Here is a 25,111-nt window from a genome sequence, read left to right on the forward strand (position 1 = left end):
GCAGTGAGTGCTGTGCTCGCTGTACGGCGCCGGTACTGGAAGGACGAAGGAGCCTTCGAAGGCGACCGGTATCAGCGGATCCCAACCGAGCAGCGCCTCATAGCCCTCCTGTCCGCCGGGCTGGAGACGGCACAGATCCTCGAAGGCGCCCGTCCAGCAACCGCAGGGCCGGATGACTCAGCAGTCGTAGCGATGCATGTACGGCATGTCCGGGCAGGTGAGGCAGACGAAAAGGTACATGCCGCCGAGATCCCCCATGTCCATGCCGTGACCGACTGCGTCAGGTTCCTGTCCTTCATGTGCGAACCATCGGCCGTCGACCGGTTCCGTGGCGGTGATGCTCAGCTTGTTCTTTGTCTACGGGCGTCACGCAGAGCTACCAGAGTGTCGAAATGCCTGCCCTGTGTGCCAGCCGTGGCGCGGTAGCTGCAATCCAGTCGACGTGGCACGGACTTGCTGCGGAGAATCAGCGCATGAGCCTCAATGTGGACACCTTCATATACGAAGCCAACGGCAAGTGGACCCTTCTGGAAGATCCCGACGACGACTACAACAAGACCAGGGCCGGATTCGAGAGCGCGCGCCAGAAGCTATGGGGCTCTGCGGCGGTTCAGGCGCTTGGGGCTCACTTCTTTCCCCGGCTCGATGGCGACAACCTCCAGGTCGAGCCGGGGGAGATCGATGACTTCCTGGCCGAGTGCGGAGCGATACGCCCGCACTTGGATCAGCTTGGTGAAGTCAGCGGCTACGGCACGGAGTACGTCACCAAATGCTTCAACAACATCGTTGCCGCCTCCGTACGCGCCAAAGCCGAAGGCGGCGGTGTCATCGTCTGGTGAGCTTGATCTTTACCCTCGGGCGTCGTGGGGTCAGCATCTACCAGGATCTACCGGGTCTGCCGATGGCCTTGAGGGTCTCGGGGCGTTTGACGGTCTTGCCGACGTCGTAGCGGGGTGCGGGGCGACGGTTCTTGCTTCCAGGCGGCCGTCCGGGACCGGCACCACGAGGTTGAGGAACACGGGTGGGGCAGAGAAGGTAGGCTCGGATGTTCCGAAACCCCGGCGGACCCGGGCCGGGGTGAGGCGTTCGGGCTTGGCCGGCTTCTCCCAGGGGCGGCGGAGGTCGGCGGCAAGCGGTCGGGCGAGACGGAGCTGGTCTTCGAGGACCACAGACACACTGGCGGTGCTTCCCGGTCCTTGGAGAGATGCTCGACTTTGAGGCGGACCAGGGTGCCTTCGACGGTGGGAAGTTCACCGTCGTGCTCCAGCCAGGCCGAGCGGTGGGTCAGCCGTGGGTGGACCCGGTCGCCGCGGATCCGCCCGACCAGCTCGACGGGCAGATCCCGCAGGACCCAGGCCAGGCGGGTGACGTCGTAGCCGGCGTCCATGACGATCGTGATGTCCGGGTTGCCAGGCGTCCTGACCAGCCGCGACGAGCCGCTCGACCACGGCCCTCAGCTGGGCGGCGGTGACGGCAGTCGCGTCATCTTCGGGTCCCAGCCGGACCACGTCCAGGACCCCGGTCCACGAGGTGGCCCCGGGCTCCAGCACGGCGACGAAGGAGTACGGCCAGCCCGGGATGAACTGCGACGCGGACTTCGCCCGCCCGTAGACATGACAGAACAGCCGCTGGTCCGAGCACGGCGCGTCCGAGCGCAACCACGGCGACACGTCGACCGCCAGCATCAGGCGCCCGCCCTCAAACCGGGGCAGCGGCAGCCCGGCGAGCATCGTCCGCAGCCGGTCGACGTCGATCCGGCCGCGGTTGCGGGCTCCGTACAACGCTCCGTGGACGCGAGGGTGTTCGGGTACCAGCGTCAACTCCACCGGCGGGGTAACCGGCCCGTCGGCACACAACACCGCATCGGTCAGCTCGAACAACTCATCCCGCCGAGCAGGCAGGCACTCGTAGAAATCTGCCCGGAAGCGTGACGCTTCCGCGAACGCTTCCTGCCGGGCATCGTGATGCAGAAAACTCACCCCTGGCGGCCTTGGGATCTTGCGACGTAGTGAAACTCGCACTCTGGTCAGCACGAAGGATCACGCCAAGGCCGCCCCTGAGTCCGCCGAACTCCCTCCTGAGCAATCAAGTTCGGGACGCATTTCGAAGCCGGAAGAAAAAGAACAAGCTCAGAAGGTGTTCCATGCGTCTGCCGCAGCGGCAGTCCGGCCACTGGGGGCCCTGGGCCCAAGACGGGTAGCCTCCGACCTTGCTCTGGAGGGTGGTGGCTGTTTCGTAGTACGAGAAGCCCGTTTCCACCTCGATCTCCTCGAACCGTCGGCTCAGCTTCCGCGTCAGACTTCCCGGCAGGTCGGCATTCGGGTACTCCACCGCCCGCGTCGGAGCCACCGTGCAGGGCCGGGGCGTGAATTCCTCTTCGTACTCGTACGGTTCCGGCCGCTCCGAGAGCACCGCGCCCGCCGCCAGCTTCTGCTCACTGCGCCAGTACACCTTCGGCAGCGCGGTATCCCCGTGGTCATCGTGGATCAAGGGGCACCACACGACCTGCAGCACGTCCGTGCCCGCCGGGAACGGCAGCTCGGGCACGTCCCGTGCGTAGAGCTGCACGATCGGCACCATCGCCACCGGCTCGGGGCCGACCACCTCGGTGGGAGTCCGCAGGGGCTTCCAGTGGCCCGGCTCGGCACACAGCGGCCACGGTTCACCGGCCGGCCACAGCAGGGGGCCGCCAATGGAGCTGTCGCGCACTCCTGGTTCGCCGCTGCGTGGATACGGCAGGGTCGTTTCCCGCGCCAGACCGGCGAGCTCCGGTATCAGCGATTCCACGTCGAGGGCGGGGGAGGTGCCAGGCGGGGCATGGTGGGTTCCTTCATGGGGGGGCAGGACCGGTTACCGGGGTCGGAGGCGGGGTCAGGAACGCGAGGTCAGTCGTACTCCATGCCGAAGAACGGGTTGGGTTCACCTGTATAGGGGTCGATTCCGGACTCCCGGCGTCGTTGTTCCTCGCGCCAGTGGACGAAGTGCGGAGCGGGCTCGCCCCACAGCGACCCATCGCTGAGCGGGCACTTGTCGAAGGCTTCGGCGAACAGACGGTGGAGGAACTCCACCATTCCGCAGTCGTAGATCTTCCAGTGGGGCCGGCCGTGCCGTTCCCACACGATCACCGGCCACTTGTCGGGGTCCTCGTCAACGGCGACCCAGCAGAGGATGTCGGCTCCGCAGCTGACACCCCAAGCGATGACGGAATCAGGGCCGGCGGTGACTCCGTCGGAACCTCCTTCGGTCGCCCAGATGTGTCGCATGCCGGCGGTCTCGCCCGCCATGCTCCCGATTCCCGGGCCCTCTGGTGGCTGCGGGGTCGCTTCGGGAGTGAGAACGCCGAACGCGTCGTCGATGCCTCCGGCGCCGTATGCGGCCATGAAGGCCCTGTAGTCGGACGGAAACCCGACTCGCCAAGCTCGTCGCAGCTCGTCCCAGTCCACCTGCTCATCCGCACCATCATGGGCCGACATGACGGACAGGAGCGCGGTGAGATGTATTTCCTCAGATGGCATGGCCCCTCCAGCACTGCGCTTCTTTTGGCGCAACCTTTCTGGCGTCACCGACATCGGGTTCCCGGGGGCGTGAGAACGAGGCAGGGCAGCTGCCGCTTCGGGCGAGCACTTGCGACAGTCGGGGCTCCAGTGCTGCGAGGCCCGGGTCTCGGCTGCATGTTGTGCGAGGAGGGCTGCCTATGTGCTGCGCGAGAAGACTGCGGCAGCGCAGGAGCGACTGGCCCGCCTGACGATCACACGCGGGACGCAGCCTTCCCTCACGGGCGAACGAAGGCCACGCTGACGACGACCACACAGAGCCTCCACCGCAGGAGCAGAGCCCGTCAGAGAGCCAGAACCCCTCGAATGGCCCGCGAGCGGATGCCGGTGCTGATGACCGGGGCAGGGCAGGAGTTGAAAGACCAGGACATCGCCGACCCGCAATAGGCCCATAGGTGCTCGGGGTGCCGCATCGTCCAGTCGGTGATCCGGCGGATTCCTGGGGCGACGGGCGGACGCCGGCGATGGCCTCGTCGAAGGGTCTTGCGGTTCAGCGGGGCGATCCGGATCTGCGTCACAGGCGCCAGCGCGTGCTGACGGTGGAGGTGAGGCTCGCACGGCGTTGCGCCGACTGCCGGGAACTCCCGCTCCCCCAGCCGCCGCGACTCGTCTCGATCGCTCCGGTGCCTTCGATCCCGGTTCGCCGGTTCCGGAGTTCTTGCGCCGCCTCGGAGGCTGACGCTTGGCCGGCCCCGCGCGCGGGGGGCCGGCCAAGCCACCCATGCGGGTGCCGGCGCGATCGGCGGGCCGGACCTCCGGCCCGCCCGGACTCACCTGCCTGTCAGACGCCGAAGTCGGCGACGATCCCGGTCAGGCCGGAGGCGTACCCCTGGCCCACGGCGCGGAACTTCCATTCGGCGCCGTTGCGGTAGAGCTCGCCGAAGATCATCGCGGTCTCGGTTGCGGCGTCCTCGGAGAGGTCGTAGCGGGCGAGTTCGGCGCCGCCGGCCTGGTTGACGACGCGGATGAAGGCGTTGCGGACCTGGCCGAAGCTGTGGCCGCGGGCCTCCGCGTCGTGGATGGAGACCGGGAAAACGATCTTCTGGATGTCCGCCGGGACGGCGGCGAGGTCGACCTTGACCACCTCGTCGTCGCCCTCGCCCTCACCGGTGAGGTTGTCGCCGGTGTGCTCGACGGAGCCGTCGGGGCTCTTCAGGTTGTTGTAGAAGACGAAGTGCCCGCTGGAGGGCACCTTGCCGGACTCCCCCACCAGCAGGGCGCTGGCGTCGAGGTCGTAGTCGGTGCCGGTGGTCGTACGGACGTCCCAGCCCAGGCCGACCAGTACCGCGGTCAGGCCCGGCGCCTCCTTGCTCAGCGAGACATTGCCGCCCTTGGACAGGCTCACACCCATGTCGTATCCCTCTCGCGGCCGAAGCCGGTAGCCGAGTAGCCGAAACAGAAAACCACACTAATGTAGAAGTTTGGCCTGGTCGCGTGGGCGCGGCCGTGCACTCCCGCAGAGGTCCATCAGTACGGTGATCCGCGCCGCGGAGGCAGACGGGGGTTGGGGCTAGCTGGAGGCGCAGGCGCAGGTGCCGGCCGCGCCGCGCCGCTCCGGGCTCCGGGCTCCGGGCTCCGGGCTCCGGGCTCCGGGCTCCGGGCTCCGGGCTCCGGGCTCCGGGCTCCGGGCTCCGGGCTCCGGGCTCCGGGCTCCGGGCTCCGGGCTCCGGGCTCCGGGCTCCGGGGCCGACGTGCGCGGGCACCCTGGGGTGGGTCAAATCAGCCGGTGGGGATGACGTCGGCGCGGGCGAAGCGGGTGCCGATCACGGCTTCGTGGAGGTGTGACCGGCGATGGCGCGGTCGCCTTCGGTGCCCGGACACCCCCCATTGACCAAGAGGGCGTAGACCTGATGGTCAGTCCTGCCCGAGTGCGTATGCCGGATATGGCAAGAGCGATCCGTTGTGGTCCCGCTGATCTCTGGTGCCGATGGGGCGAAGCCGGTCTTGGCCAGGACGCGGCCGGAGGCGGGGTTGTCGGGATGGTGCATGGCCTCCATGGTCGGGGAGCGGCGCCGTACGGAGATGAGGCCGACCACGTCGTCCCCCGCGAGGATGGCCCAGCTCCACTGCGCACGGGGGTTCTGGGCGGCTCGGGCGAGTGCGGCCCGGATCTTCTCGCGCGCCTCGTCCGGGGTGAGGGGCTCGCCGACGGTCTCGTTCGTCGGGCATCGACGCAAGGCGAACGTACGGGCCGGGGTGCTCCTTTGGGTACGCAGGCGGCCCCCGGCGCTGGGCGCGGACCCCGGTTCGGTGCAGCGGATGGAAGCGACGATGGACGCGGCGGATCGTCGCGGTCGGCTTCGGCAACCGCGTGGACGGGCCGTAACCGGTGTCCCGGTTGGGTGCACTCCCGGGACACCGGACAGGTGCTCGTCTGGGCGCTGGGCTTCCCTCCGCAGGGGCCTGATGCGGACGCGGTCTTCACCGCGGTGTTCGACGGCGGCATTCAGGCATTCAGGACGGGTCTGCGGGAGATTCGAGGTCCTTCGGGCTCACCCCCATGACGGGGCCCAGGTGTGCGGCACCGAACTGTGGCGCTTCCACCGGGTGCTCGGGAGGTTCCGCGACAAGCCGTCCGTGTTCAGCGGGCGCGACAGCCGCGCCGACCGGGATGATGCTCGGCATGACATTCGAGCATCCCGCTGAGAAGAACGAGGACGGCCACGTCGGTCCGTTCGAGAGGCTGGCCGAGCTGGCCTCCAACTTCACGAGTTCGGCCGCCTTCTTCGTGGTGTGCGTGGCCCTGGTGGTCAACGTCGTGGTCGTGCACGTCCTGCATCTGTCCCAGAGCTGGCAGCACCTGGCGGGCGATGCCGTGGCCTCCGTCGCCCTGCTCCTGCTGGCCCTGCTGAAGAACTCCGAACGGCGGGCCGAGCACGCCATCCAGCGCAAGCTGGACGCCATCGCCGCCGCGCTGCTGGAACAGCACTCGGGCAAGCCCGGCACGGCGCACGAGGAACTGGCGAAGGCGATCGGGATCGAGCAGCGTCAGTAGGACCGACCGACGTGGAAAAGACGCGGGGGCCTCGCGTCGGCCGAAGGAGGCGGGGAGGTTCCGAGATGTGAGCCGGTGTCCGGTGCTGTTGCAGGTGCGGCGGGGCCGCCGTGCCTGCGACGCCTATCGCTCCAGAGCCCCACGGGCATTGCGGAGTCCTCTCCGGGCCTCGCCCAGCCTCTCCCTGAACCGGGTGATCGCCTCGGGATCGTCACCCCGCAACGCATCCTTGAGGTCGTTCTCCCGCCCGAGCACCTCGTGCTCCGCCTTGAGGAGCCGCTGCTCGGATTCCTTGCGCTGTTGCGCGGCCTCGTCGCCCATCGTCATCTCTACCTCAGGTCGAGTTACCCCAGCCACACAGCTCGCTCGCCACAGACGCAAACTCCGTAAGCCCGGCACACAGCAGACACCATGCCCCCAAGATCTACCAGCTTCCCCACTGGTCAGAGGCATGACCCGGCTCAGGAAGACGGACAGCCACCGCCAGCGGCCTACCGCCCGTCGCGCACGCGGGGCCCCGGCGAGTACGACCGAGGCGAAGCATCGCCGCGAAACGGACCGACCCGGAGTCGCCGTGCGGGTCGAGCCGCGGCCTTGGGGGGACTGCCGGGGGAAGGGGAAAGAGGTCCCGCATCCCCTCGCGGCGGGCGGCGATGTGCGCTGTGTGCGTGGGGTGTGCGCACGGGATGCGCGGCGAATGAGCGTTCAGTAACAGCCAGTTGAGGGGTCGTTACATTCGGGGATCGCTTCGCGATTCTGGAGGTGAGGGCTGCGGGAGGACAGCGGCGCTCACCTAAATCCAGGGGGAAACGACGTGCGACGCACACCTCAGATCAGGCGGAACGGAGCGAGAGCGGGGTCCGCGGCCGTTCTTGCCGCCTTCGCTCTCGTGGCGGGGCTCACCACCCCGCTCATCACACCTGCCGCGGCTGCCGGTGCCGCTTCCCCGGCCGGGGAAGCGGGGGGCGCCGGAGCCGACGGGCTCACCCGGCTCACCCTCGTCACCGGCGACCGGGTCACCGTGGACGGCGCCGGGCGTCCCGTCGCGTTCCAGCCCGCGCCAGGGCGCGAGAAGATCGCCGTCTCCGTGGAGCGGGACAACGGGTGCACCAGCCTCGTCCCCGCCGACGTGCGGGGGCTCGTCCTGGCGGGGCGGCTCGACGCCCGGCTGTTCGACATCACCGAGCTCAGCCGGGCCGAGTACCGCCGGGCTCGGGGCAGCGGTGACCGGGTGCGGCTGATCGTCAGCTACGAGAAGGGGTTCGCGCCCGCCGGGCGGTCGGCCGTGCGAGGTGGCGGCGGGCTCCAGGTGGACCGTACGTACGCGTTCCTCGGCGCCGACGCGGTCAGCGCGAGCTCCGCGGGGGCGGCCGCCGCCTGGCAGGCGCTGACCGGCACGCGGGCCCTGACCGGCACGCAGGCGCCCGGCCTGGCCCGTGGCGGGGATCCCGGTCTGGCTCCCGGGATCGCGAAGGTCTGGCTGGACTCCGTACGGTCCGCGACCCTCGACAAGACCACCCGGCAGATCGGGGCCGACCGGGCCTGGGAGGCCGGGTACAACGGCGCCGGCGTGAAGATCGCCGTGCTGGACACCGGAGTCGACTCCACCCACTCCGACCTCGTCGGGAAGGTCGTGGCGGAGCAGAACTTCACCGTTTCCGAGGACCCGAAGGACCGGCACGGGCACGGCACCCACGTGGCCTCGATCGCGGCGGGCACGGGCGCCAAGTCGGGCGGGAAGTTCAAGGGGGTGGCCCCCGGTGCCTCGATCATCAACGGCAAGGTCCTCGACGACCAGGGCTACGGCGACGACTCCGAGATCATCGCCGGCATGGAATGGGCCGTCGCCCAGGGCGCGCAGGTCGTCAACCTGAGCCTCGCCGGCGCCGACTACCCCGGCGTCGACCCCCTCGAAGAGGCCGTGAACAAGCTGAGCGCCGAGCACGGCGTGCTGTTCGCCATCGCGGCCGGCAACAGGGGCGAGTACGGATCCGCCACCGTGGACTCCCCCGGCAGCGCGGACGCCGCGCTGACCGTGGGCGCGGTCGACGACTCCGACGTCCTGGCCCCCTTCTCCGGCACCGGCCCGCGCCTCGGCGACGGGGCGATCAAGCCGGACGTCACCGCGCCGGGCGTCGACGTCACGGCGGCGGCCCTGTCCGGTGGCGGCGAGGGCGGTGATCCGGACGGCTACGTCTCGATGTCCGGCACCTCGATGGCCACCCCGCACGCCGCAGGCGCGGCAGCGCTGCTCAAGCAGCAGCACCCCGGGTGGACCGGCTCCGACCTCAAGAGCGTCCTGACCGGGTCCACGAAGCCGGGGGCCTACGGCGCGTTCCAGCAGGGCAGCGGCCGGATCTCCGTCGCCAACGCGCTGCGCCAGCCGCTCGCCGCCGCACCCCAGTCGCTGTCCTACGCCGCCCAGGCGTGGCCGCACCACGACGACACTCCGGAGAAGAAGCAGCTGACCTACCGGAACCTGGGCACCGACCCGGTCGTTCTCGACCTGTCGGGGGACGCCACCGGCCCGGACGGCAGTACGGCACCGGCCGGCTTCCTCGCGTTCGACGCGCCCCGGGTGACCGTCCCGGCGGGCGGCAGCGCCTCGGTGGGCATCACGGTCGACTCCCGGCTCGGCGGTCTGCCGCCCGGCACCTACACGGGGTACGTGGTCGCGAGCGGCCCGGGCGGGCAGAGCGTCCGTACCGGGATGGCCATCGAGATCGAGGCGGAAGCGTACGACCTGACCGTCAAGCACATCGGGCGCGACGGCAAGGAGCCCACGGCCTACCGGGCCGCGCTCAAGGGGATGACGGGTGGGGGCGCCGACCGGGAGTTCTGGTGGGTCGGCGGGACCGTGAGCGGCGAGGAGGGGAGCGGCGAGAAGGGGAGCGACACGCACACGCTGCGGGTGCCCCCCGGCTCGTACATGCTGGACTCGAACTTCTACGTGGACGTGAACGACGCTTCCAAGGGCATCGACTGGCTGGCGCAGCCGCGCCTGGACATCACCGGTGACACCACCCTGAACGTCGACGCGCGCACCGCCAAGCCCGTGGACATCACCGTGCCCTCGAGGTCCGCCACCCTCTCGTCCGCCTCGCTCGGCTACGACCTGCGGCTGCCCACGGCCTCCCGGGGCTTCGGGATGTGGGTCATGGACCTCACCGGGCTGCGCACCGCGCACTTGGGCCCGGACGTGACCTCCGGCGCCGCCCCCGTGGACGAGCGGCGGGAACAGAACATGACGGGACGGAGCACGGCGGGACAGAGCATGGATCCGGTCCCGGTCACCACCCTGGTCCAGCAGTGGGACGCGCACTGGACGGACGGCGCGGCGGAGGAGTACCACCTCGTCTCGGGCGGCCCGGTACAGCGGCTGGCCACCGGCTACGTGAAGCACGTGGGGCGGAGCGAGCTCGCGACGGTCGCGGTCGAGCAGGGCTCCTCGGCGGCCGGCAAGCAGGGCGAGGTCGTCGCACGGGGCGTGCTGCCCGGCGGCGTCGGGGAGAGTGCCGCCTACGTCGCGCGGCCGCTGCCGGGCTCGGTGAAGCTCCATCTGTCGGCGAGGGAGGGGGTGTTGTGGCACCTGGCCACGGTGCAGTGGGGGACGGACGCGGACGGCTTCCCCGTCCAGGAGAACGAGTACGCGGGCGGACCGGTCGCCTACCAGGCGGGGCGGACCTACCGGGAGCGGTTCGCCGCCGGGGTGTTCGGCCCGCGCATGGCGCCCGAACAGGGACACGCGCTGTTCCGCAGGGGCGACGACCTGTTCGGCGGGCCGCCGCTGCTGTCGGACGGGGCCGGCCACACCGGCCGCGACTTCGTCGGCCAGGGCGAGACCGTCCTGTACCGCGACGGCAAGGTCATGGGCACGCAGGACGTGGAGCTGTCCGACTCGGGGGGCTTCACCCTCCCGGCGGCGAACGCCGCGTACAAGCTGGTCACCTCGTTCACCCGGCCGGAGACGGTGGCGCGGACCTCGACCAAGGTGACCGCCACCTGGTGGTTCCGTTCGAAGACGACGCCCGAGGACAAGAAGGTCACGGTCCCCGTCTCGACCGTGCACTTCAGCCCGGAGCTGTCCCTGAGGGGTACGTCGCCGGCTGACCGGAAGGTCCGCGTCCCGGTGACCGTCCTCGGCGGCAAGTCGAAGTCCCTCACGGTCCAGGTCTCCTACGACGACGGCCGCACCTGGCGGACCGTCCCGGTGACGTCCGGCGCGGCGACGGTCAAGAACCCGGCGAAGGGCGGCCACGTCTCCCTCCGGGGCACGGTGACCGACGCCTCGGGCAACAGGTCGGAGATCACGGTCACCCGGGCCTACCTGACGGCCTGACCGGTGCGGTGGGGTGCGGTGCGGTGCGTGCGCCCGCGCCCTTGGAACACAGGCCCTCAGGGGCTTGACGCGGGCCTGCGGACCCGCCCCGAGTGGGGCGGTTCCGCAGGCCCGCGGTCGCGCTCAGGGCTGCCGGGAGCTGGGGCCGGGGCCGCACCGGCTTGGGCATGACGGCGTCCACGGGCATCCCTTCGGTGCTGCTCGCAGCATCTCAAGGCCGAAGCCGGCGCTATTTCTCCGCGAGGACGGGGTCGATCATCGAGCGCAGCTTCTCGGCGTTGACCGCCGCCAGCATGCGGGCGGCGATCTTGCCGTCCCTGTCGAGGATGATCGTGGACGGAATGGCGTTCGGGTTGAGCGAGCCCCCGGGGAAGCGGAGCAGTAGCTTTCCATCCGGGTTGAAGAGGCTCGGGTAGGTGATCCCGTAGGTCTCTTCGAAGGCGGCGGCGTTCTCCTTGGTGTTGTCGCGGATGTTGATGCCGACGAAGGCGGCGGGCTGTCCGGCGGCCTCCAGTTCCTTGGAGACCTGCGCGAAGTACGGGGCCTCCCCCCGGCACGGCCTGCACCAGGAACCCCAGACGTTGAGGACGACGACCTTGCCCTTGAGCTCGGTGGTGTCCAGCGTCTTGCCGTCGACGGTCTCGCCGTCGAGCTTGGGTGCCTCGATGCGGTCGGCCTTGGCCGCGGTGGAGATGCCGTTGGAGCCCGTCACGTAGTTGCCGCCGGCGGAGCCGGCGGAGCCGGCGGACTTGGCCCCGCCCGCATCGCACGCCGCGAGGGTCAGGGCGCCGGCGAGGGCCGCCGCGGTCAGCAGGGCAGTGCGGCCGCTGACCGAGCGGCTGCGACGGGGGGCGCGGCTGAGGCTCATCGGAAAAGTTTCGCATGAGCCCGCGCGCGATCCGCCGTGCCCCCGAGTCCGCCCAACCCATGGCCCTCGGCGACGCGAAACGCGGCCACGAGCTGCGCGGCAAACGCCTCGGCATCGTTCTCAGCGGGACCCCGCGGCATGGTCCACGGTCGTCATCGTCCATCGTCCATCGGCCTCGAAGCCTCACGCTGCCCCGCTGGGGCGGACGACCTCGCGCGGCCCCAGCCTGAGCTACCGCGCGGCCCGCAATGCCGCCGCGATCTCGGTGACTTCCAAGTCGACGACGACCTCCTCGCCCTCCCATACGCCGCGCGAGGTGATGGCCAAGCCGATGAAGGCGAGCTCGGCGGCATCGTCGCGCAGCGCGTACTCTTCGCGGCTCTCGTCTGCGACCCCACCCAGTTCGTCGCGATCCCAGGCGGCAACGGCCGACTCGCCAACGGACCGCGGCAACCGCACGCTGATCCGGCCGATCTGGGGATCGAGATGAGCCCCGATCGCCGCCAGCACGGTCCGGTCCTGCTGATACCTCACATGCTCCTCGCGATCTTCCACAAGGCGAGGGTACCCAGGCGGCCCAGGCCGTCTCTTTCGGATCTTGTCGGCCGAGCCCGCAGCGCCTGGTGCCGTGCCTGGCAAGGCGGAGGGGCGCTCCGTGTACTGGACGTACTCGTGGACGATCGCGGCGCGCCGCTCTTCGTCGAGGCCGGCCACCTCGACGCGGGGTCGCCCCGCCTTCTCGTACGGCTTCCGCGTCTCGGCGGCGTCACCGGTCAGACGGTGCAGCGCGTACACGGCCCACAGCTTCGCCTCCTCGGTCGGCGCCTCGGCCAGGTAGGCGCGCAGCCGTTCGGGGTCGGTCAGGAGCGCCTGGGCGCGGTAGGCGACGCCCCGGTCGCCAGTGGGCGAGCGCGCCGGTCATGTCCCCGCCTCCTCGATGGCGCATACGGGCTGCGACGGAGCGGTCCTCGGGCCTGGCCCCGCCGAGTTCGGCCGGCACCGACTCGACCCCGCGCCGGGCGGCCAGTGCGTCCAGCCCGGCCCCGCCGGTCTCCCGCCGGTGACGCCACGGGCTGAAGGCGAGCGTCGCCAGGTCCCTCGCCGCCGTACGGTCGCCGAGCGCACCGCGCGCCTCGAGGACCGCCTCGGCCATGCCGTACGAGTTCTCCCGCATCCGGTCCTCGTGCTGCAGCCGGGGCAGCAGCTCCGGCCGGTCCGCGAGGAGGTGCTAGGCGGCACCGGTTCCTCGCCGCCGTGAACGGGGAACTCGGCGAGCTGCGGGCGCCGGGGCGCTGAATCTCCGGCGGCCCGCATCCGTGGCCGCCCTTACCGGAGAAGACAGGGGTACGAACAAACGGCGCCGGCCCTCCTGGCTGTCGCAACACCCCTCGTCTCATCTCTCTCAATGATTGAGATTGTCAACTGTTGAGACAGATCTCCAGGAGCTTCATGTCCGCCTCACCACGCTTCACCCGATGGCTGATCCCCGTCATCCTGCTCGTCGCATGGCTGCTCGTCGGAGGCGGGCTGGGTCCGTACGCGGGCAAGCTCGGCGAGGTGGCCACCAACGATCAGACCGCGTTCCTGCCCCGCAGTGCCGAATCCACCCAGGTCGTCGAGGCGCAGAAGGCCTTCCGGCAGGACGAGACCCTGCCGGCGGTCGTGGTGTGGACGGCGAAGACGCCGGGCGCGAAGCCGGGTCCCCAGCAGCAGGAGGAAGCCACGCGGGCCTTGGCCGGTCTGGGCGACGCCGACTTCGTGGCCGGTCCTTCCTCCGCCGCCGCCCTCTCCGCCGACGGCCAGGCGCTGCAAGGCGTCGTACAGCTCAAGCCCGACCTCGGAGAGGAGTTGCCCCGCGCCTTGGAGGAGATCGCGGCGGCCGCGGGCAAGGTCCCCGGGACCGTCGCACAGGTGGCCGGCCCCGCGGCGAGCCAAGCCGATCTCGCCGATGCGTTCGCCGGGATCGACGGGCTCCTGCTGGCCGTTGCCCTGATCGCGGTCCTGCTCATCCTGCTGGTGGTCTACCGCAGCCTGCTGCTCCCCGTGGTGATCATCGTCGGGGCCGTGTTCTCCCTGGGACTCGCCTGCGCGATCGTCTACGTGCTGGCCGACCGGGGCGTCGTCCGCGTCGACGGGCAGGTACAGGGCATCCTCTCGATCCTCGTGATCGGTGCGGCCACCGACTACTCCCTGCTGCTCACAGCACGCTTCCGCGAGGAGCTCCAGGCCCGCTCGGACCGATTCGCCGCCGTACGGGCGGCCCTGCGCCGGTCGGTCGGCCCCATCACGGCGAGCGCGGGCACCGTCGCCCTCGGCCTGCTCGCCCTGCTGTTGAGCGACCTCACCAACAACCGCGCCCTCGGCCCGGTGGGGGCGATCGGCATCGTGTGCGCGGTCTTGAGCACCCTCACCTTCCTGCCCGCCGTCCTCGTCCTGCTGGGCCGCGCCGCCTACTGGCCCGCCAAGATCCGCCACACCGCTGACGACACCACAGGCCGCGGCATCTGGGAGACCGTGGCGGCCTGGGTGGACCGCGCCCCGCGCAAGGTCTGGGCCCTCAGTCTCGCCCTGCTCCTGGCCTGCGCCGCGTTCGCCCCCACGCTCAACGCCAAAGGCGTGCCGCTGGACGAAATCTTCGTGAACGACGCCCCGTCGGTGGCCGCACAGCAGACCCTGAGCGAGCACTTCCCCGGCGGATCGGGCAATCCGGCCGTCGTGATCGCGGACGCCGACCAGCTCGCCCAGGTCACGCGGGCGGCCGGGCAGACCGAAGGCGTCGCCGCCGTCACTCCCGTCACCGCACCGGGCCCGGCGGGCGGCACCCCGCTCGTGGCGGACGGGAAGATCCGCCTCAACGCCACGCTCGAGGCACCCTCGGACAGCAGGGCCGCACAGCAGACCGTCGTCCGACTGCGTCAGGCGGTTCACGCCGTACCGGACGCCGACGCGATCGTCGGCGGCTACAGCGCGCAGCAGTACGACACCCAGCGCACGGCCGAGCAGGACCGCACACTCATCATCCCCGTCGTCCTGGTGATCATCCTGATCATCCTCGTCGGGCTGCTGCGCTCGGTGCTGATGCCCCTGCTCCTGGTCACCACCGTCGCCCTCAGCTTCGTCGCGACCCTGGGCATCTCGGCGATCGTGTTCCAGCAGCTCCTCGGGTTCAGTGGGACGGACTCCTCCGTACCGCTCTACGGCTTCGTGTTCCTGGTGGCCCTCGGGGTCGACTACAACATCTTCCTGATGACCCGCGTCCGCGAGGAGTCCCTTCTGCACGGCGCCCGCCAGGGAGTGCTGCGGGGACTGGTGGCCACCGGCGGCGTGATCACCTCCGCGGGTGTCGTCCTCGCCGCGACGTTCGCCGCGCTCGGCGTGATCCCGCTGGCGTTCATGCTCCAGATCGCCTTCATCGTGGCTTTCGGCGTGCTCCTCGACACCCTCCTGGTCCGGTCCCTCCTGGTACCGGCCCTCGTCCGGGACATCGGCCCGGCCGCATGGTGGCCCGGCGCCCTCAGTCGCGCCGCCCACCAGGACGATCGGCACTGAACCCATCCGCCCACGACGTTCCGCACGGTCCACGGCGACGCCTCGATGTTCACCGGGGGCTGGAAGAACTTCCAGCACCGCGGCGATGACGTCCCCGACCACGGTCTCGGTCGGGGACGTCATCGTGCCTCACTCGGCGTGCGGGTGGGTCGGAATCAGCCGCACTGCAGGCCGAGCTGCGCGCTCGCGACGGCCGTGTCGAGCTTCTGCAGGTCCGGGGTGAGCTTGGTCAGGGCATCGGCCCCGGTGGTGTCGCCGGGCAGGTCGTCGTACGCCTTCTTCACGTCGTTGGCCGCGGACTTGATCGCGTCCTTCTGGGCGGCGTTGAACTGCGCGGTGGACTCGGCGACGGTCTTCCAGTCGTCCTGGACGGCGTTGTGCGCGTCCTTGATCTGGTCCTTCGTGGCGGTCGCCGGGTCGAGCGTGCGCAACTTCGCGTTGTCGGCCTTGAGTTCGGTCAAGCTGCTGCACAGCTCCTTGGTCGCGTCGTCAGTGGGCTCGGCGGAGGCCGAGGCGGCCCCGCCGGCCACGAGAAGCGCTGCGGCGGCCGTGCTCACGGCCGTGGCGAGAAGTCGGTTCATCTGCGATGCACCCCTTCGGGAAAGACGCCCCCTGATCCAGCCCCCACTCGTACCAAGCTGGCACAGGGCCACCGGGCCCGCATCCGCACACCACACCTCCACCACGCCGGCACTCCGGACGAAACCGCAGGTCAGCAGGGGTTCACAGCTCGCCAAGCGGTGAAGATGTTGCAGAACTCGCGCATCGTGCGGCCGGAAAGCTTGTGTCGGGGGCACCGATTCATTCGTACATGCTTTCGCATCACGTTAAGTGGGGATGCGTACCGCGCAGGGGGCCGCGCGTCCTGCGGATCCTGCCATCGGTGACATGAGTTGCGCGGAACTGGAAACCAGCGGGGCATGAGAAGCGCCTCGCACGCCCGCCGTGATGACGAACGCACACGCACACGCGCACGCAAGGACACCGGCAAGGACCAGGACGCGGGGCCGACCGAACCGAGTGAACCGGCCCAACCGGCGGAGAAGGGGGCTCCCGAGACGCCCTCCGGGCTGCCGAGGCGGCAGTGGTGGGCCGTACTGCGCGGAACGGCCAGGGAGTTCACCGACGACGAGCTGAGCGACCGCGCCGCGGCGCTGACCTACTTCGGGGTGCTGGCCGTCTTCCCCGCCCTCCTGGTCCTCGTTTCCCTCCTGGGGATCGCCGGCGAGGCTACGACCGCGAAGGTGCTGGACAACCTGCAGAGGCTGGCCCCCGGATCGGCCCGGGACCTCATCAGCGACGCGGTCGCGCAGTTGCAGGGCCGAAGCGGCGTCGGTTCCATGCTGGCGATGGTCGGCCTGGCCATCGCGCTCTGGTCCGCCTCCGGCTACGTCGCCGCGTTCATCCGCGCCTCGAACGCCGTCTACGACGTGCCCGAGGGCCGGCCGGTGTGGAAGACCCTGCCCCTCCGCCTGGCGCTCACCCTGACGCTGATGGTCCTCGCCACCGCCAGCGCGCTCATCGTGGTCTTCACCGGCGGTCTGGCGCGGCAGGCGGGCCTGGTCCTGGGAATCGGCGACGGCGCACTGACGGTGTGGTCGATCGCGAAATGGCCGGTGCTCGTGTTCCTCGTCACGATCATGATCGCGCTGCTGTACTGGGCCTCACCGAACGCCAAGGGCCGCGGCTGGAAATGGGTGACGCCCGGCAGCCTGCTGGCCCTGGTGATCTGGCTGGCCGCCTCGGCCGGCTTCGCGTTCTACGTCGCCAACTTCGCCTCCTACAACAAGACGTACGGAGCCGTCGCGGGCGTCGTCGTCTTCCTGGTGTGGCTGTGGATCACCAACCTGGCCATCATCCTCGGGCTGGAATTCGACTCGGAACTGGCCCGCCAGCGCGCGATCGCCGGCGGACTGCCCAAGGACCGGGAGCCCTACGTCGAGCCCCGCGACACCCGCACCTGGAGCGACAAGGAGCGCCGCCGCATGGCATGACCCCGGTGGGCGGGACGTTTCCCGGCCGTGGCGCTCGTCGGCAACCGGCGGTGGAAGCCGAAGGCCGCGGCGCCGCGCGCCGGCGAAGGCGATGCCCGTCGAGCACTGGCCTCGCGCGCCGATGGGGCGGGGCCGGACCGTGGATCGGTCCGGCCCCGCCCCATCGGCGGCATTCGCGGTGGCGGGGGCGGTGCCGCCCCGGGCCTGCCGTAGGCCGTCGCCTCAGCCGATGAAGCCACCGTAGTAGCCGCCGATCCGGCTGTAGTAGTCCGTGTCCCCGATGTGCTTCTCGCTGGAGAACTCGGGAGCCGCCTTGATCTGCTCCTTGGTGCGGTCGACGTAGATCTTCTCTTCCTCCACGTCGACGTGGGTGACCGTACCCGCGGGCAGGAGCACCTCCCGGCCGAAGATCCACGGTCCGGTGTCCACCACGAGGTAGGAGGAGCCGACCTCGTCGGAGTGCTTGCTCACCTTGCCGATGCCCCCGTCGGCCGCCTCGACCTTGAACCCGCTCAGGTCGATCGCCTCCAGTCGGCCCGAAGTCTCGCGGTAGCTCCACACGTTCACGTTCACGGGTGTCTCCCTCTTCTGTGCGTCGGCGCGCCCGCTCCCCCGGTCCGACGGGTCACGGGCGCCTCTGTCGACGACCGCCTGCCCGACGGTCCCGATCTCACACGTCGACCTCGCGACGGGGCGCCCGCGGCGCCCTCACGTCGGCCAGGTGCCGGTGAAACGCCGGGTCACGACGGCGCCGGACCGGTCGACACCGGCCTTGACGACGGCGAAGATCACGCCCTGGATGGCGGCCGCGATGAGCACCTCCGTCCAGGAACGGTCCTCGTCGGTGGCGCTCGGGGCTTCGTCCTGCCCTTCGATCAGCTTCCAGGCCTTCTTGAACGCCATACCCGCGAGCAGGCCGCTGACGGAACCCAGAGCCAGCCCGACCGGCTTGTACGCGCCCTTCGACACCTTCACTTGTGCCCCCGACCGTGACGTACCCACAGGATGACGGCGAGGACGACCCCGAAGGCGATCAACGGGACCCGGTTGGCCCGGGCCGTGGTCGCCACCTGGCCCGCCGTGTCCAGTACGGGTTCGGCCGTCTTTCCCCTCACCAGCCGTGCGGCCTGCTCCTTCACCGCGGCAGCCGCCTCCACGGCGTGGGCCGCCGTCTCCTTGGCCTGGGCCTTTACGTCGGTTCCGCCCGCGAGGGCCTCGACGGTCCGGGTCAGCCCGGCACGGGTGTGCTCCATCCGGTGGCGCAGCTCTCCAGGGGAAAGGGAGGAGGTGAATCCGTTGCTGCGGGAGTGGTTCTTCATCGGTGTTCGTCTCCTTGGTCTCGGCCTCGTCTGCCCGTGTCGTGCGCCGGCCAGGCGGACTTGTGACTCCACGCGTGCTCAGTCACGCAAGAACGACTCCTCCGGCAAGCGGAGGACGTTCGCCTGAACACCGTCTGCCCCGCCGTTTGGCTCTCACGCCCGAACGGTCTGGTGGTCGGACCGGCTGCGGCTTCCGGGAAGCAGCCGCCTCTGCGCACTCGTGTCTGAAACCTTGCCGAGTGGGTAGCCGGTCGAGGGGAGGCGCCACGAATGAAACACAGTGACTGGATGCTCACCGCCGGTGAACGCGGGAACACCGCCACCCGGGTCGACAGCCGCCACCCCGACGGAGCCGCCTGGACCCGCGGCAACGAGGCGCGCCCGCTCGTGCACGGCGCCACGTACTTCGCGGAGCTCCTGCGGAACATCCGGGCCCAGCGGCGCGGCGACCTCCTCTTCTTCACGGACTGGCGCGGCGACCCCGACGAACGGCTCGACGGCGAGGGCACGGAGGTCGGCGCCGTCCTGGCGGACGCGGCCGCGCGCGGCGTGCTCGTCAAGGGCCTGCTCTGGCGCTCCCACCTGGATGGATTGCGGTTCAGCGAGAGCGAGAACCGGCACCTCGGGGAGGAGATCGCGGCGGCGGGCGGTGAATGCCTGCTCGACATGCGGGTCCGCCCCGGAGGGAGCCACCACCAGAAGCTGGTCGTCCTGCGCCACCCCGGCCGCCCTGCCCTGGACGTGGCCTACGTCGGCGGGATCGACCTGTGCCACAGCCGCAACGACGACGCCTCGCACCACGGGGATCCGCAGGCCATGCCCCTGGCGGCCGCGTACGGCCCCCGGCCTCCTTGGCACGACGTCCAGATGGCCGTCCGGGGACCGGCCGTCGGTGACATCGAGGCCGGCTTCCGCGAGCGCTGGGAGGATCCGGCCGCCTTGAGCCGCAGCCCGCTCGTGAAGCTGCGGGCGCTCATCAACGGGGAGGACACCTACGCGGATCCCATCCCGCCGCAGCTCCCCGATCCCCCGCCCTGCGGCAACCAGACCGTTCAGGTGCTGCGCACCTACCCGAACCGGCTGCTGCGCGGCTACCCCTTCGCGCCGGACGGAGAGCGCAGCGTCGCGCGCAGCTACCTCAAGGCGTTGAAGCGGGCCAGGCGGCTCATCTACCTGGAGGACCAGTACCTCTGGTCCCCGGAGGTGGTGGAGTCCTTCGCCCTGGCGCTGCGCGAGAACCCCGAACTCCGCCTGATCGCCGTGATACCCAGCGTTCCCGACCAGGACGGACGGCTGTCCGGGCCCATGAACCTGGTCGGAAGGGTCCAGGCGCTGGACAAACTGCGCGAGGCGGGTGGCGGACGGGTGGCGGTCTACGGGCTGGAGAACCGCGCGGGCACGCCGGTCTACGTGCACGCCAAGGTGTGCGCCGTCGACGACGTGTGGGCCACGATCGGATCCGACAACATCAACCTGCGGTCCTGGACCCATGACTCGGAACTCAACTGCGCCGTCCTGGACGACGACGTGGACTCCCGCGCGCCCGCCGATCCCGCCGGGTTGGGTGACGGTGCCCGCCGCTTCGCGAGGGAGCTGCGGCTGAGGCTCTCCCGCGAGCACCTCGACGCTGTCTCCACCGAACCCGACGGCACCCACTGGAGCCAGCGCGCCGCCGTCACCGGCCTGGGCGCCGACACCGGCCTGCTCCGCCGCCTCGCCCTCTCGGCCCGCGACGCCGGCCTCTGGGGCATCGTGCACACCCCCGCTACGCCCGGCGCCGGCCGGGCCGGTTGGGGCACGGGCCAACCCCAGTCGGCGGTCCGGACCGCGAGGAGCCCCGGCGGGGCCGGGGCTCCTTGGCTTCAGGACTTCGGGATCCAGGGCGGGGTCTGGCCCCAGGACCAGACCGGGATCGCCGCCGCGTCGACCGGGGGCGGGTTGGGGCCCGAGTAGATCAGGGCCATGCGGGTGCCCCACTCGATGTAGTAGGCGAAGACCGCGCGGAACTCCGGGTCGCTGGGCAGGCCGACCTCGTCGGCGGTGTCCATCAGCAGGTCCACCCAGCGGCGGCGCTGCTGTTCGGTGATCGCGCGGCCCAGGTGCTTGGAGGCCATGTGCTGGTGGCCGCCGTGCGAGGCGGTGTACTTGGCCGGGCCGCCGAAGACCTCCGCCAGCCAGACCGCCACGTGCCGCGGGTGCCCGGAGTCCATGCCGGCGAAGACCGGTTCCAGGACCTCGTCCCGCAGGGCGTGCGCGTAGAAGACGTCGGTGAGGCGGTTCATCGCCTCCTCGCCGCCCATCCACTCGTAGATCGTGGGTGTGGTGTCGGGTGCGGTGTCGGGTGCGGTGCTCATGACGGGGTGGACGCCTTTCCCGGGCCGGCCACCTCGGTGACGAGGTAGTGCTGCATCTCCTCGATGGCCGTCACGTACGGGCGGATCGCGGCGAAGAACGCCGGGAAGTGCTCACCCTTGCGGAATCCGTTGAGGTGGGCGTCGACCGAGGTCCACCGGATGCGCAGGATGTAGCGCTCGGGCTCCTCCTCGCAGCGGGCCAGCTCGTAGTCGATGCACTCCGGCGAGGCGGCCAGGGCGTCGGCGGCCCTGGCGTACGAGTCCTCGAAGGCCGGCTGGTCGTCCAATGCGATCCGGTAGCGGATGTATTCGACGGTGGTGGTCATGGTGCGGGCCTCTCCCTGGGGTCGGGCGTTGATCGCCGCTGGGTCTGGGTCAGCGTTGCGTGATCATGCGCGGATGCGGAGCCCTTTCGGCGTTATGACCCAGACTTCTGGGAGTCGGTGACGTCCGGGCCCTCGGCGCGGACCCGCTGGACCCGGTCCAGGGACTCGCGCAGCTCCGTCAGCCAGGTGTCGGTGTTGCGTCCGACCAGGCGTACGCACCAGGCCAGCGCGTCGGCGCGGCTGCGGGCGACGCCGCCCGCGACCAGGGTGTCGAGGACCTGGCGCTCGGGCTGGCGCAGGCGGGTCATGACCGGGACAGAGAGGTGGGTGAACAGGGTCCGGTCCTCGCCCGACTGGACGGCCCAGGACACCTTGCGGCGGTAGAGCTCCTCCGCCTCCCGGGCGACCTCGACGCGCTGTTCGCGGGTGCGCTCGCGGAAGGCCGCGGCCGATTCGGCCGCGGGGAGGGTCCCGACGACGGTGATCTCCTCCCGGTCCACCGTGACCGAGAGGAGCGACTCGTAGACGTCCACCGGCAGGCGCTCGGCGAACCACGTGCGGAGCTGGTCGTTCTGCTCAGCTGTAATCATGTAATCAACGGTGCGTCCGGCGCGGCCTTGATCGCAAGGGCGCCGGGGCCGTGTTCGCTGTCAGCCCATCGACCGGTAGCGGTGGACCAGGGAGACCGCCATGGCGCCCTCGCCCACGCCGGAGGCGACCCGCTTGACCGAGTGGGCCCGTACGTCGCCGGCCGCGAAGACCCCGGGAACGCTGGTCTCCAGCGGGTACGGGGCGCGCTCCAGGCTCCACTCCGCGGGGAGTTCGCCGCCGTTGGCGATCAGGTCGGAGCCGGTCAGGACGAAGCCGTACTCGTCCCGTTCGACCACCCCGGCCAGCCACTGCGTGTGCGGGCGGGCGCCGATGAAGGTGAACATGAACCGGGCCGGGACCTCCTCGTCCTCGCCGGTGTCCGAGTGGTGGAGGGTCAGGCGCTCCAGGTGTTCCTCGCCGTGGAGGCGGACGACCGTCGTGCGGACCTTCACCTCGATGTTCGGGGTGCGCGCGATCTCGTCGATCAGGTAGCGGGACATGCTGTCGTCGAGCGAGGCCGCGCGGACCAGGATCGTGACCCGGGCCGCGTACTTGGCGAAGTGGACGGCGGCCTGGCCGGCCGAGTTGGCGCCGCCCACGATGAACACGTGCTGCGAGATGCACGCCGAGCTCTCGGTCGTCGCCGCGCCGTAGTAGAGCCCGGCGCCCTCGAAGCGGTCCGCGCCGGGGGCGTCCAGGCGGTTGTACGAGACCCCGGTCGCCAGGAGCACCGTCTCGGCGCTGATCTCCGTACCGTCCGCCAGGGTCAGGATCTTCGCCGGGTCGTCCCGGGTCAGCGACACGACCTCCACCGGGTGCAGGATCTCGGCGCCGAACCGGGCGGCCTGGATGGTGGCGCGGCGGGTCAGGTCGGCGCCGGAGAGGCCGGAGGGGAAGCCGAGGTAGTTCTCGATCAGGCTGGAGGTGCCGGCCTGGCCGCCCGGGGCCCGCGAGTCCAGCATGAGCGTGGACAGGCCCTCGGACGCCGAGTAGACGCCGGCCGCGAGCCCCGCCGGACCCGCCCCGACGATGACGCACTCGTAGTGCGGCCGGGAGGCGGTGGTGGCCAGGCCCAGGCTCTGGGCGAGCTGGGTGTCGGTCGGCGCGGCGAGCACCGAGCCGTCCGGGAAGCGGACCAGCGGGAGCGCCGCGCCGGCCTGGGCGGCGGCGATCACGGTCAGCGCCTCCGGGTCCCGCTCGACGTTGAGGAAGCGGAACGGCTGTCCGTTGCGCGTGAAGAAGTCCCGGACGGCGTGGGTGCCGGGGGAGACCAGGTGGCCCGCGACGATGATCCCGTCGTACGCCGGGCGGTAGGTGGCGAGCCAGTCCGAGAGCAGGTCGTCCAGGACCGGGAAGAGCCGCTCGTGCGGCGGGTCCCACGGCTTGAGCAGGTAGTAGTCCAGGCGCACCCGGTTGATGGCGGTGATCGCCGCGTCCGTCTCGGCGTACGCGGTGAGGAGCACGCGGCGGGCGTCGGGGAAGCGGCTGACCGCCTCCAGCAGGAACTCGACGCCGGTGACGTCGGGCATGCGCTGGTCCACGAGGAAGAGCGCGGGGTCGTGGCCGCGCTCGTCGAGGGAGTCCAGGATCTTGAGGGCATCGGCGGCGGAGGACGCGCCGAGGACCCGGTACCGGTCGCCGTACGCGCTGCGCAGGTCCCGGCGCACGGCGCGGAGCACCTGCGGGTCGTCGTCCACGGCCAGGATGACGGGCTTGCGGTTCTCCGCACGCTCGGCGGCAGCCCTGGTCGCCGCCGCACCGGTCGGGGAGGCCGGGTCGGTCGGGGAGGCCGGGGAGGCCGCACCGGCGGGAGCGGCCGCGCTCTCCGGGGCCGCGCTCACGCCGCGTCCAGCATCAGCTTGTCGGCGTAGCACCAGGCCCAGTCCTCGCCGGGCTCGTGGGAGGCCGCCAGGGGGTGCCCGGAGGCTCCGTAGTGCCGGGTGGCATGACGGTTCTTCGAGGAATCGCAGCACCCGACGTGCCCGCAGCTCAGGCACATCCGCAGGTGCACCCAGGTGTCCCCGGAGGCGAGGCATTCCTCGCAGCCCTCCGTGCCGGGTTTCACCGGACGTATCTGATCGATGTGGGTGCACAACAGGTCCATCGTCATCGTCCCCGTCCCTCTCTCACGCGTATCGCACCCGTGATTCACGGCGCGTCCAGACCATAAGGGGGAGGTTCGGCGAGGGTTCACCGATTCGGCCGAAGTCAGGTAGTACGGAAGCTACTTCATGACCTCGCGGACGACTTCCTGAGGTACCTGCTTGACCTGGGCGACTACCTCACGAAGTCGCACACGGGCGCTTTGACGGGAACCCCCGGCACGGCCAGTGTGGGGGACGCCAACGACAACAGGCGGCGCCTGGAGGAATCCGTGAGCAGAAAGATTCTGGTCATTGTCTCCGAACACGGTTACTGGGCCGAGGAACTGATCGGCCCCGTATCGAAGTTCGACGAGCAGGGCTATGAAGTCGTATTCGCCACGCCGACCGGAAAGCGTGCGCACGCTCTCCCGCCGAGCCTCGACGCGAACTACATCGATCCTCCGCTGGGACGCTCGGTCACCACCGAGGAGAACGCCCGGCTGGGCCGGGAGTTCGAGCAGTCGAGCCGGCTCGACTCCCCGCTCGACATCGAAGCGTGGGCGCCCGAGCGCCCGTACACCAGCGACGAGGGCTATCTGCCCAAGCTGGAGCAGTACCACCGCGATCTGGACAAGCTCCAGGCCGACATCGCCGGTTTCGACGCGCTCCTCATCGTCGGCGGCAGCGGCCCGATCGTGGACCTCGCCAACAACGAGCGCGTGCACGCCCTGATCCTGGCGTTCAAGAACGCCGGCAAGGTCGTCGCCGCCGAGTGCTACGGCGTGGCCTGCCTGGCCTTCGCCCGGGACTGGGGCGACCGCCGCAGCATCATCTGGGGCAAGCACGTGACCGGCCACTGCAAGGAATACGACTACAAGGACGGCACCGGATTCCTCGGTACCGACTTCAACATGGGGCCGCCGCCGTATCCGCTGGAGTACATCCTGCGCGACGCGACCGGACCGGGCGGCGCCTATCACGGAAACTTCGGCCACCCGCTTTCGGTGATCGTCGACTTCCCGTTCGTGACGGGCCGTTCCACCCCCGACTCCTATCTCACGGGGCAGAAGATCGTGGAAGTCCTGGAGAACGGCCTCACCCGGTACGGCTGGTAATTCCGGAGCGTCCCGGCAACCCG

23 protein-coding genes and 1 pseudogene are annotated in these 25,111 nt (G+C 70.5%); 7 read left to right on the top strand and 17 right to left on the bottom strand.

Annotation, left to right across the window (positions count from 1 at the left end):
- The first annotated feature begins 473 nt into the window (after positions 1-473).
- Complete coding sequence (locus DRB96_RS12655) at positions 474-839, top strand: hypothetical protein (RefSeq protein ID WP_112448544.1); 366 nt, start codon at positions 474-476, stop codon at positions 837-839.
- 37 nt (positions 840-876) lie between these two features.
- On the opposite strand, the pseudogene DRB96_RS12660 reads toward DRB96_RS12655, so the two are convergent.
- The 5 genes and pseudogenes from DRB96_RS12660 to DRB96_RS44525 all read right to left on the bottom strand — a co-directional run bounded on the left by DRB96_RS12660 (position 877) and on the right by DRB96_RS44525 (position 5,731).
- Positions 877-1,979: pseudogene (locus tag DRB96_RS12660) on the bottom strand (transposase).
- Positions 1,980-2,085: 106 nt separating this feature from the next.
- Positions 2,086-2,787 (bottom strand): hypothetical protein, encoded by a 702-nt coding sequence (locus tag DRB96_RS12665; protein WP_204357704.1) that lies wholly within the window; start codon positions 2,785-2,787, stop codon positions 2,086-2,088.
- Between the two features lie 98 nt (positions 2,788-2,885).
- Positions 2,886-3,380 carry an SMI1/KNR4 family protein gene (locus DRB96_RS12670; protein WP_204357705.1) on the bottom strand — a complete coding sequence of 165 codons (495 nt, stop codon included), beginning with the start codon at positions 3,378-3,380 and terminating at the stop codon, positions 2,886-2,888.
- 955 nt (positions 3,381-4,335) lie between these two features.
- Complete coding sequence (locus DRB96_RS12675) at positions 4,336-4,905, bottom strand: TerD family protein (protein ID WP_112448545.1); 570 nt, start codon at positions 4,903-4,905, stop codon at positions 4,336-4,338.
- A gap of 412 nt (positions 4,906-5,317) precedes the next feature.
- Positions 5,318-5,731, bottom strand: coding sequence for a GNAT family N-acetyltransferase (locus DRB96_RS44525; protein ID WP_239516004.1), 414 nt, complete (start codon positions 5,729-5,731; stop codon positions 5,318-5,320).
- Between the two features lie 446 nt (positions 5,732-6,177).
- On the opposite strand from DRB96_RS44525, the gene DRB96_RS12690 reads away from it, so the two are divergent.
- Positions 6,178-6,549, top strand: coding sequence for a low affinity iron permease family protein (locus DRB96_RS12690; protein WP_112453378.1), 372 nt, complete (start codon positions 6,178-6,180; stop codon positions 6,547-6,549).
- 123 nt (positions 6,550-6,672) lie between these two features.
- Here the strand turns inward: DRB96_RS12690 and DRB96_RS12695 are convergent, their stop codons facing one another.
- Entirely contained in the window at positions 6,673-6,876 is a 204-nt protein-coding gene (locus tag DRB96_RS12695; protein ID WP_112448546.1) for a DUF1090 family protein, read from the bottom strand.
- Between the two features lie 562 nt (positions 6,877-7,438).
- Between DRB96_RS12695 and DRB96_RS12700 the strand changes: the two genes are divergently transcribed.
- On the top strand, positions 7,439-10,888 hold the full coding sequence (locus DRB96_RS12700) for a S8 family serine peptidase (protein WP_239516003.1): 3,450 nt from the start codon (positions 7,439-7,441) through the stop codon (positions 10,886-10,888).
- 229 nt (positions 10,889-11,117) lie between these two features.
- Here the strand turns inward: DRB96_RS12700 and DRB96_RS12705 are convergent, their stop codons facing one another.
- Complete coding sequence (locus DRB96_RS12705) at positions 11,118-11,756, bottom strand: TlpA disulfide reductase family protein (RefSeq protein WP_112448548.1); 639 nt, start codon at positions 11,754-11,756, stop codon at positions 11,118-11,120.
- 231 nt (positions 11,757-11,987) lie between these two features.
- The gene (locus DRB96_RS43745; protein ID WP_204357706.1) at positions 11,988-12,551 is read right to left on the bottom strand and encodes a hypothetical protein; all 564 of its coding nucleotides are present in this window, start codon (positions 12,549-12,551) and stop codon (positions 11,988-11,990) included.
- Positions 12,552-13,205: 654 nt separating this feature from the next.
- On the opposite strand from DRB96_RS43745, the gene DRB96_RS12720 reads away from it, so the two are divergent.
- The gene (locus DRB96_RS12720) at positions 13,206-15,305 is read left to right on the top strand and encodes an MMPL family transporter (RefSeq protein WP_112448550.1); all 2,100 of its coding nucleotides are present in this window, start codon (positions 13,206-13,208) and stop codon (positions 15,303-15,305) included.
- A 155-nt stretch (positions 15,306-15,460) separates the two neighbouring features.
- Here DRB96_RS12720 and DRB96_RS12725 read toward each other — a convergent pair whose 3' ends face one another.
- Positions 15,461-15,886 carry a hypothetical protein gene (locus DRB96_RS12725; protein ID WP_112448551.1) on the bottom strand — a complete coding sequence of 142 codons (426 nt, stop codon included), beginning with the start codon at positions 15,884-15,886 and terminating at the stop codon, positions 15,461-15,463.
- A gap of 339 nt (positions 15,887-16,225) precedes the next feature.
- Here DRB96_RS12725 and DRB96_RS12730 point away from each other — a divergent pair, with 339 nt between their 5' ends.
- Positions 16,226-17,299 (top strand): YihY/virulence factor BrkB family protein, encoded by a 1,074-nt coding sequence (locus tag DRB96_RS12730; protein WP_112448552.1) that lies wholly within the window; start codon positions 16,226-16,228, stop codon positions 17,297-17,299.
- Positions 17,300-17,521: 222 nt separating this feature from the next.
- Here the strand turns inward: DRB96_RS12730 and DRB96_RS12735 are convergent, their stop codons facing one another.
- The 3 genes from DRB96_RS12735 to DRB96_RS12745 all read right to left on the bottom strand — a co-directional run bounded on the left by DRB96_RS12735 (position 17,522) and on the right by DRB96_RS12745 (position 18,618).
- Entirely contained in the window at positions 17,522-17,872 is a 351-nt protein-coding gene (locus DRB96_RS12735) for a PRC-barrel domain-containing protein (RefSeq protein ID WP_112448553.1), read from the bottom strand.
- A gap of 135 nt (positions 17,873-18,007) precedes the next feature.
- Positions 18,008-18,274 carry a DUF4235 domain-containing protein gene (locus DRB96_RS12740; RefSeq protein ID WP_112448554.1) on the bottom strand — a complete coding sequence of 89 codons (267 nt, stop codon included), beginning with the start codon at positions 18,272-18,274 and terminating at the stop codon, positions 18,008-18,010.
- The gene (locus DRB96_RS12745) at positions 18,271-18,618 is read right to left on the bottom strand and encodes a DUF3618 domain-containing protein (RefSeq protein ID WP_112448555.1); all 348 of its coding nucleotides are present in this window, start codon (positions 18,616-18,618) and stop codon (positions 18,271-18,273) included. Before DRB96_RS12745 ends, DRB96_RS12740 begins: the two co-directional genes overlap by 4 nt.
- Before the next feature lie 270 nt (positions 18,619-18,888).
- Between DRB96_RS12745 and DRB96_RS12750 the strand changes: the two genes are divergently transcribed.
- Positions 18,889-20,571, top strand: a complete 1,683-nt coding sequence (locus DRB96_RS12750; protein WP_239517724.1) for a phospholipase D family protein — start codon at positions 18,889-18,891, stop codon at positions 20,569-20,571.
- On the opposite strand, the gene DRB96_RS46265 is transcribed toward DRB96_RS12750, so the two are convergent.
- The 5 genes from DRB96_RS46265 to DRB96_RS12775 all read right to left on the bottom strand — a co-directional run bounded on the left by DRB96_RS46265 (position 20,481) and on the right by DRB96_RS12775 (position 23,999).
- Positions 20,481-20,972, bottom strand: coding sequence for a group II truncated hemoglobin (locus tag DRB96_RS46265; RefSeq protein WP_112448556.1), 492 nt, complete (start codon positions 20,970-20,972; stop codon positions 20,481-20,483). The genes DRB96_RS12750 and DRB96_RS46265 overlap by 91 nt on opposite strands.
- Positions 20,969-21,298 (bottom strand): antibiotic biosynthesis monooxygenase family protein, encoded by a 330-nt coding sequence (locus DRB96_RS46270; protein WP_112448557.1) that lies wholly within the window; start codon positions 21,296-21,298, stop codon positions 20,969-20,971. Before DRB96_RS46270 ends, DRB96_RS46265 begins: the two co-directional genes overlap by 4 nt.
- A gap of 92 nt (positions 21,299-21,390) precedes the next feature.
- A complete protein-coding gene (locus DRB96_RS12765; RefSeq protein WP_112448558.1) occupies positions 21,391-21,888 on the bottom strand; it encodes a hypothetical protein in 498 nt (165 codons plus the stop codon).
- Positions 21,889-21,948: 60 nt separating this feature from the next.
- Positions 21,949-23,592, bottom strand: a complete 1,644-nt coding sequence (locus DRB96_RS12770; protein WP_204358020.1) for an FAD-dependent oxidoreductase — start codon at positions 23,590-23,592, stop codon at positions 21,949-21,951.
- A gap of 134 nt (positions 23,593-23,726) precedes the next feature.
- Positions 23,727-23,999, bottom strand: a complete 273-nt coding sequence (locus DRB96_RS12775; protein WP_112448560.1) for a UBP-type zinc finger domain-containing protein — start codon at positions 23,997-23,999, stop codon at positions 23,727-23,729.
- 264 nt (positions 24,000-24,263) lie between these two features.
- On the opposite strand from DRB96_RS12775, the gene DRB96_RS12780 reads away from it, so the two are divergent.
- Complete coding sequence (locus tag DRB96_RS12780) at positions 24,264-25,088, top strand: type 1 glutamine amidotransferase domain-containing protein (protein WP_112453380.1); 825 nt, start codon at positions 24,264-24,266, stop codon at positions 25,086-25,088.
- Positions 25,089-25,111: the final 23 nt, after the last annotated feature.

The sequence above is a fragment of the Streptomyces sp. ICC1 genome, assembly GCF_003287935.1.
In the GTDB taxonomy this organism is placed as follows: Bacteria; Actinomycetota; Actinomycetes; order Streptomycetales; family Streptomycetaceae; genus Streptomyces; species Streptomyces tritrimontium.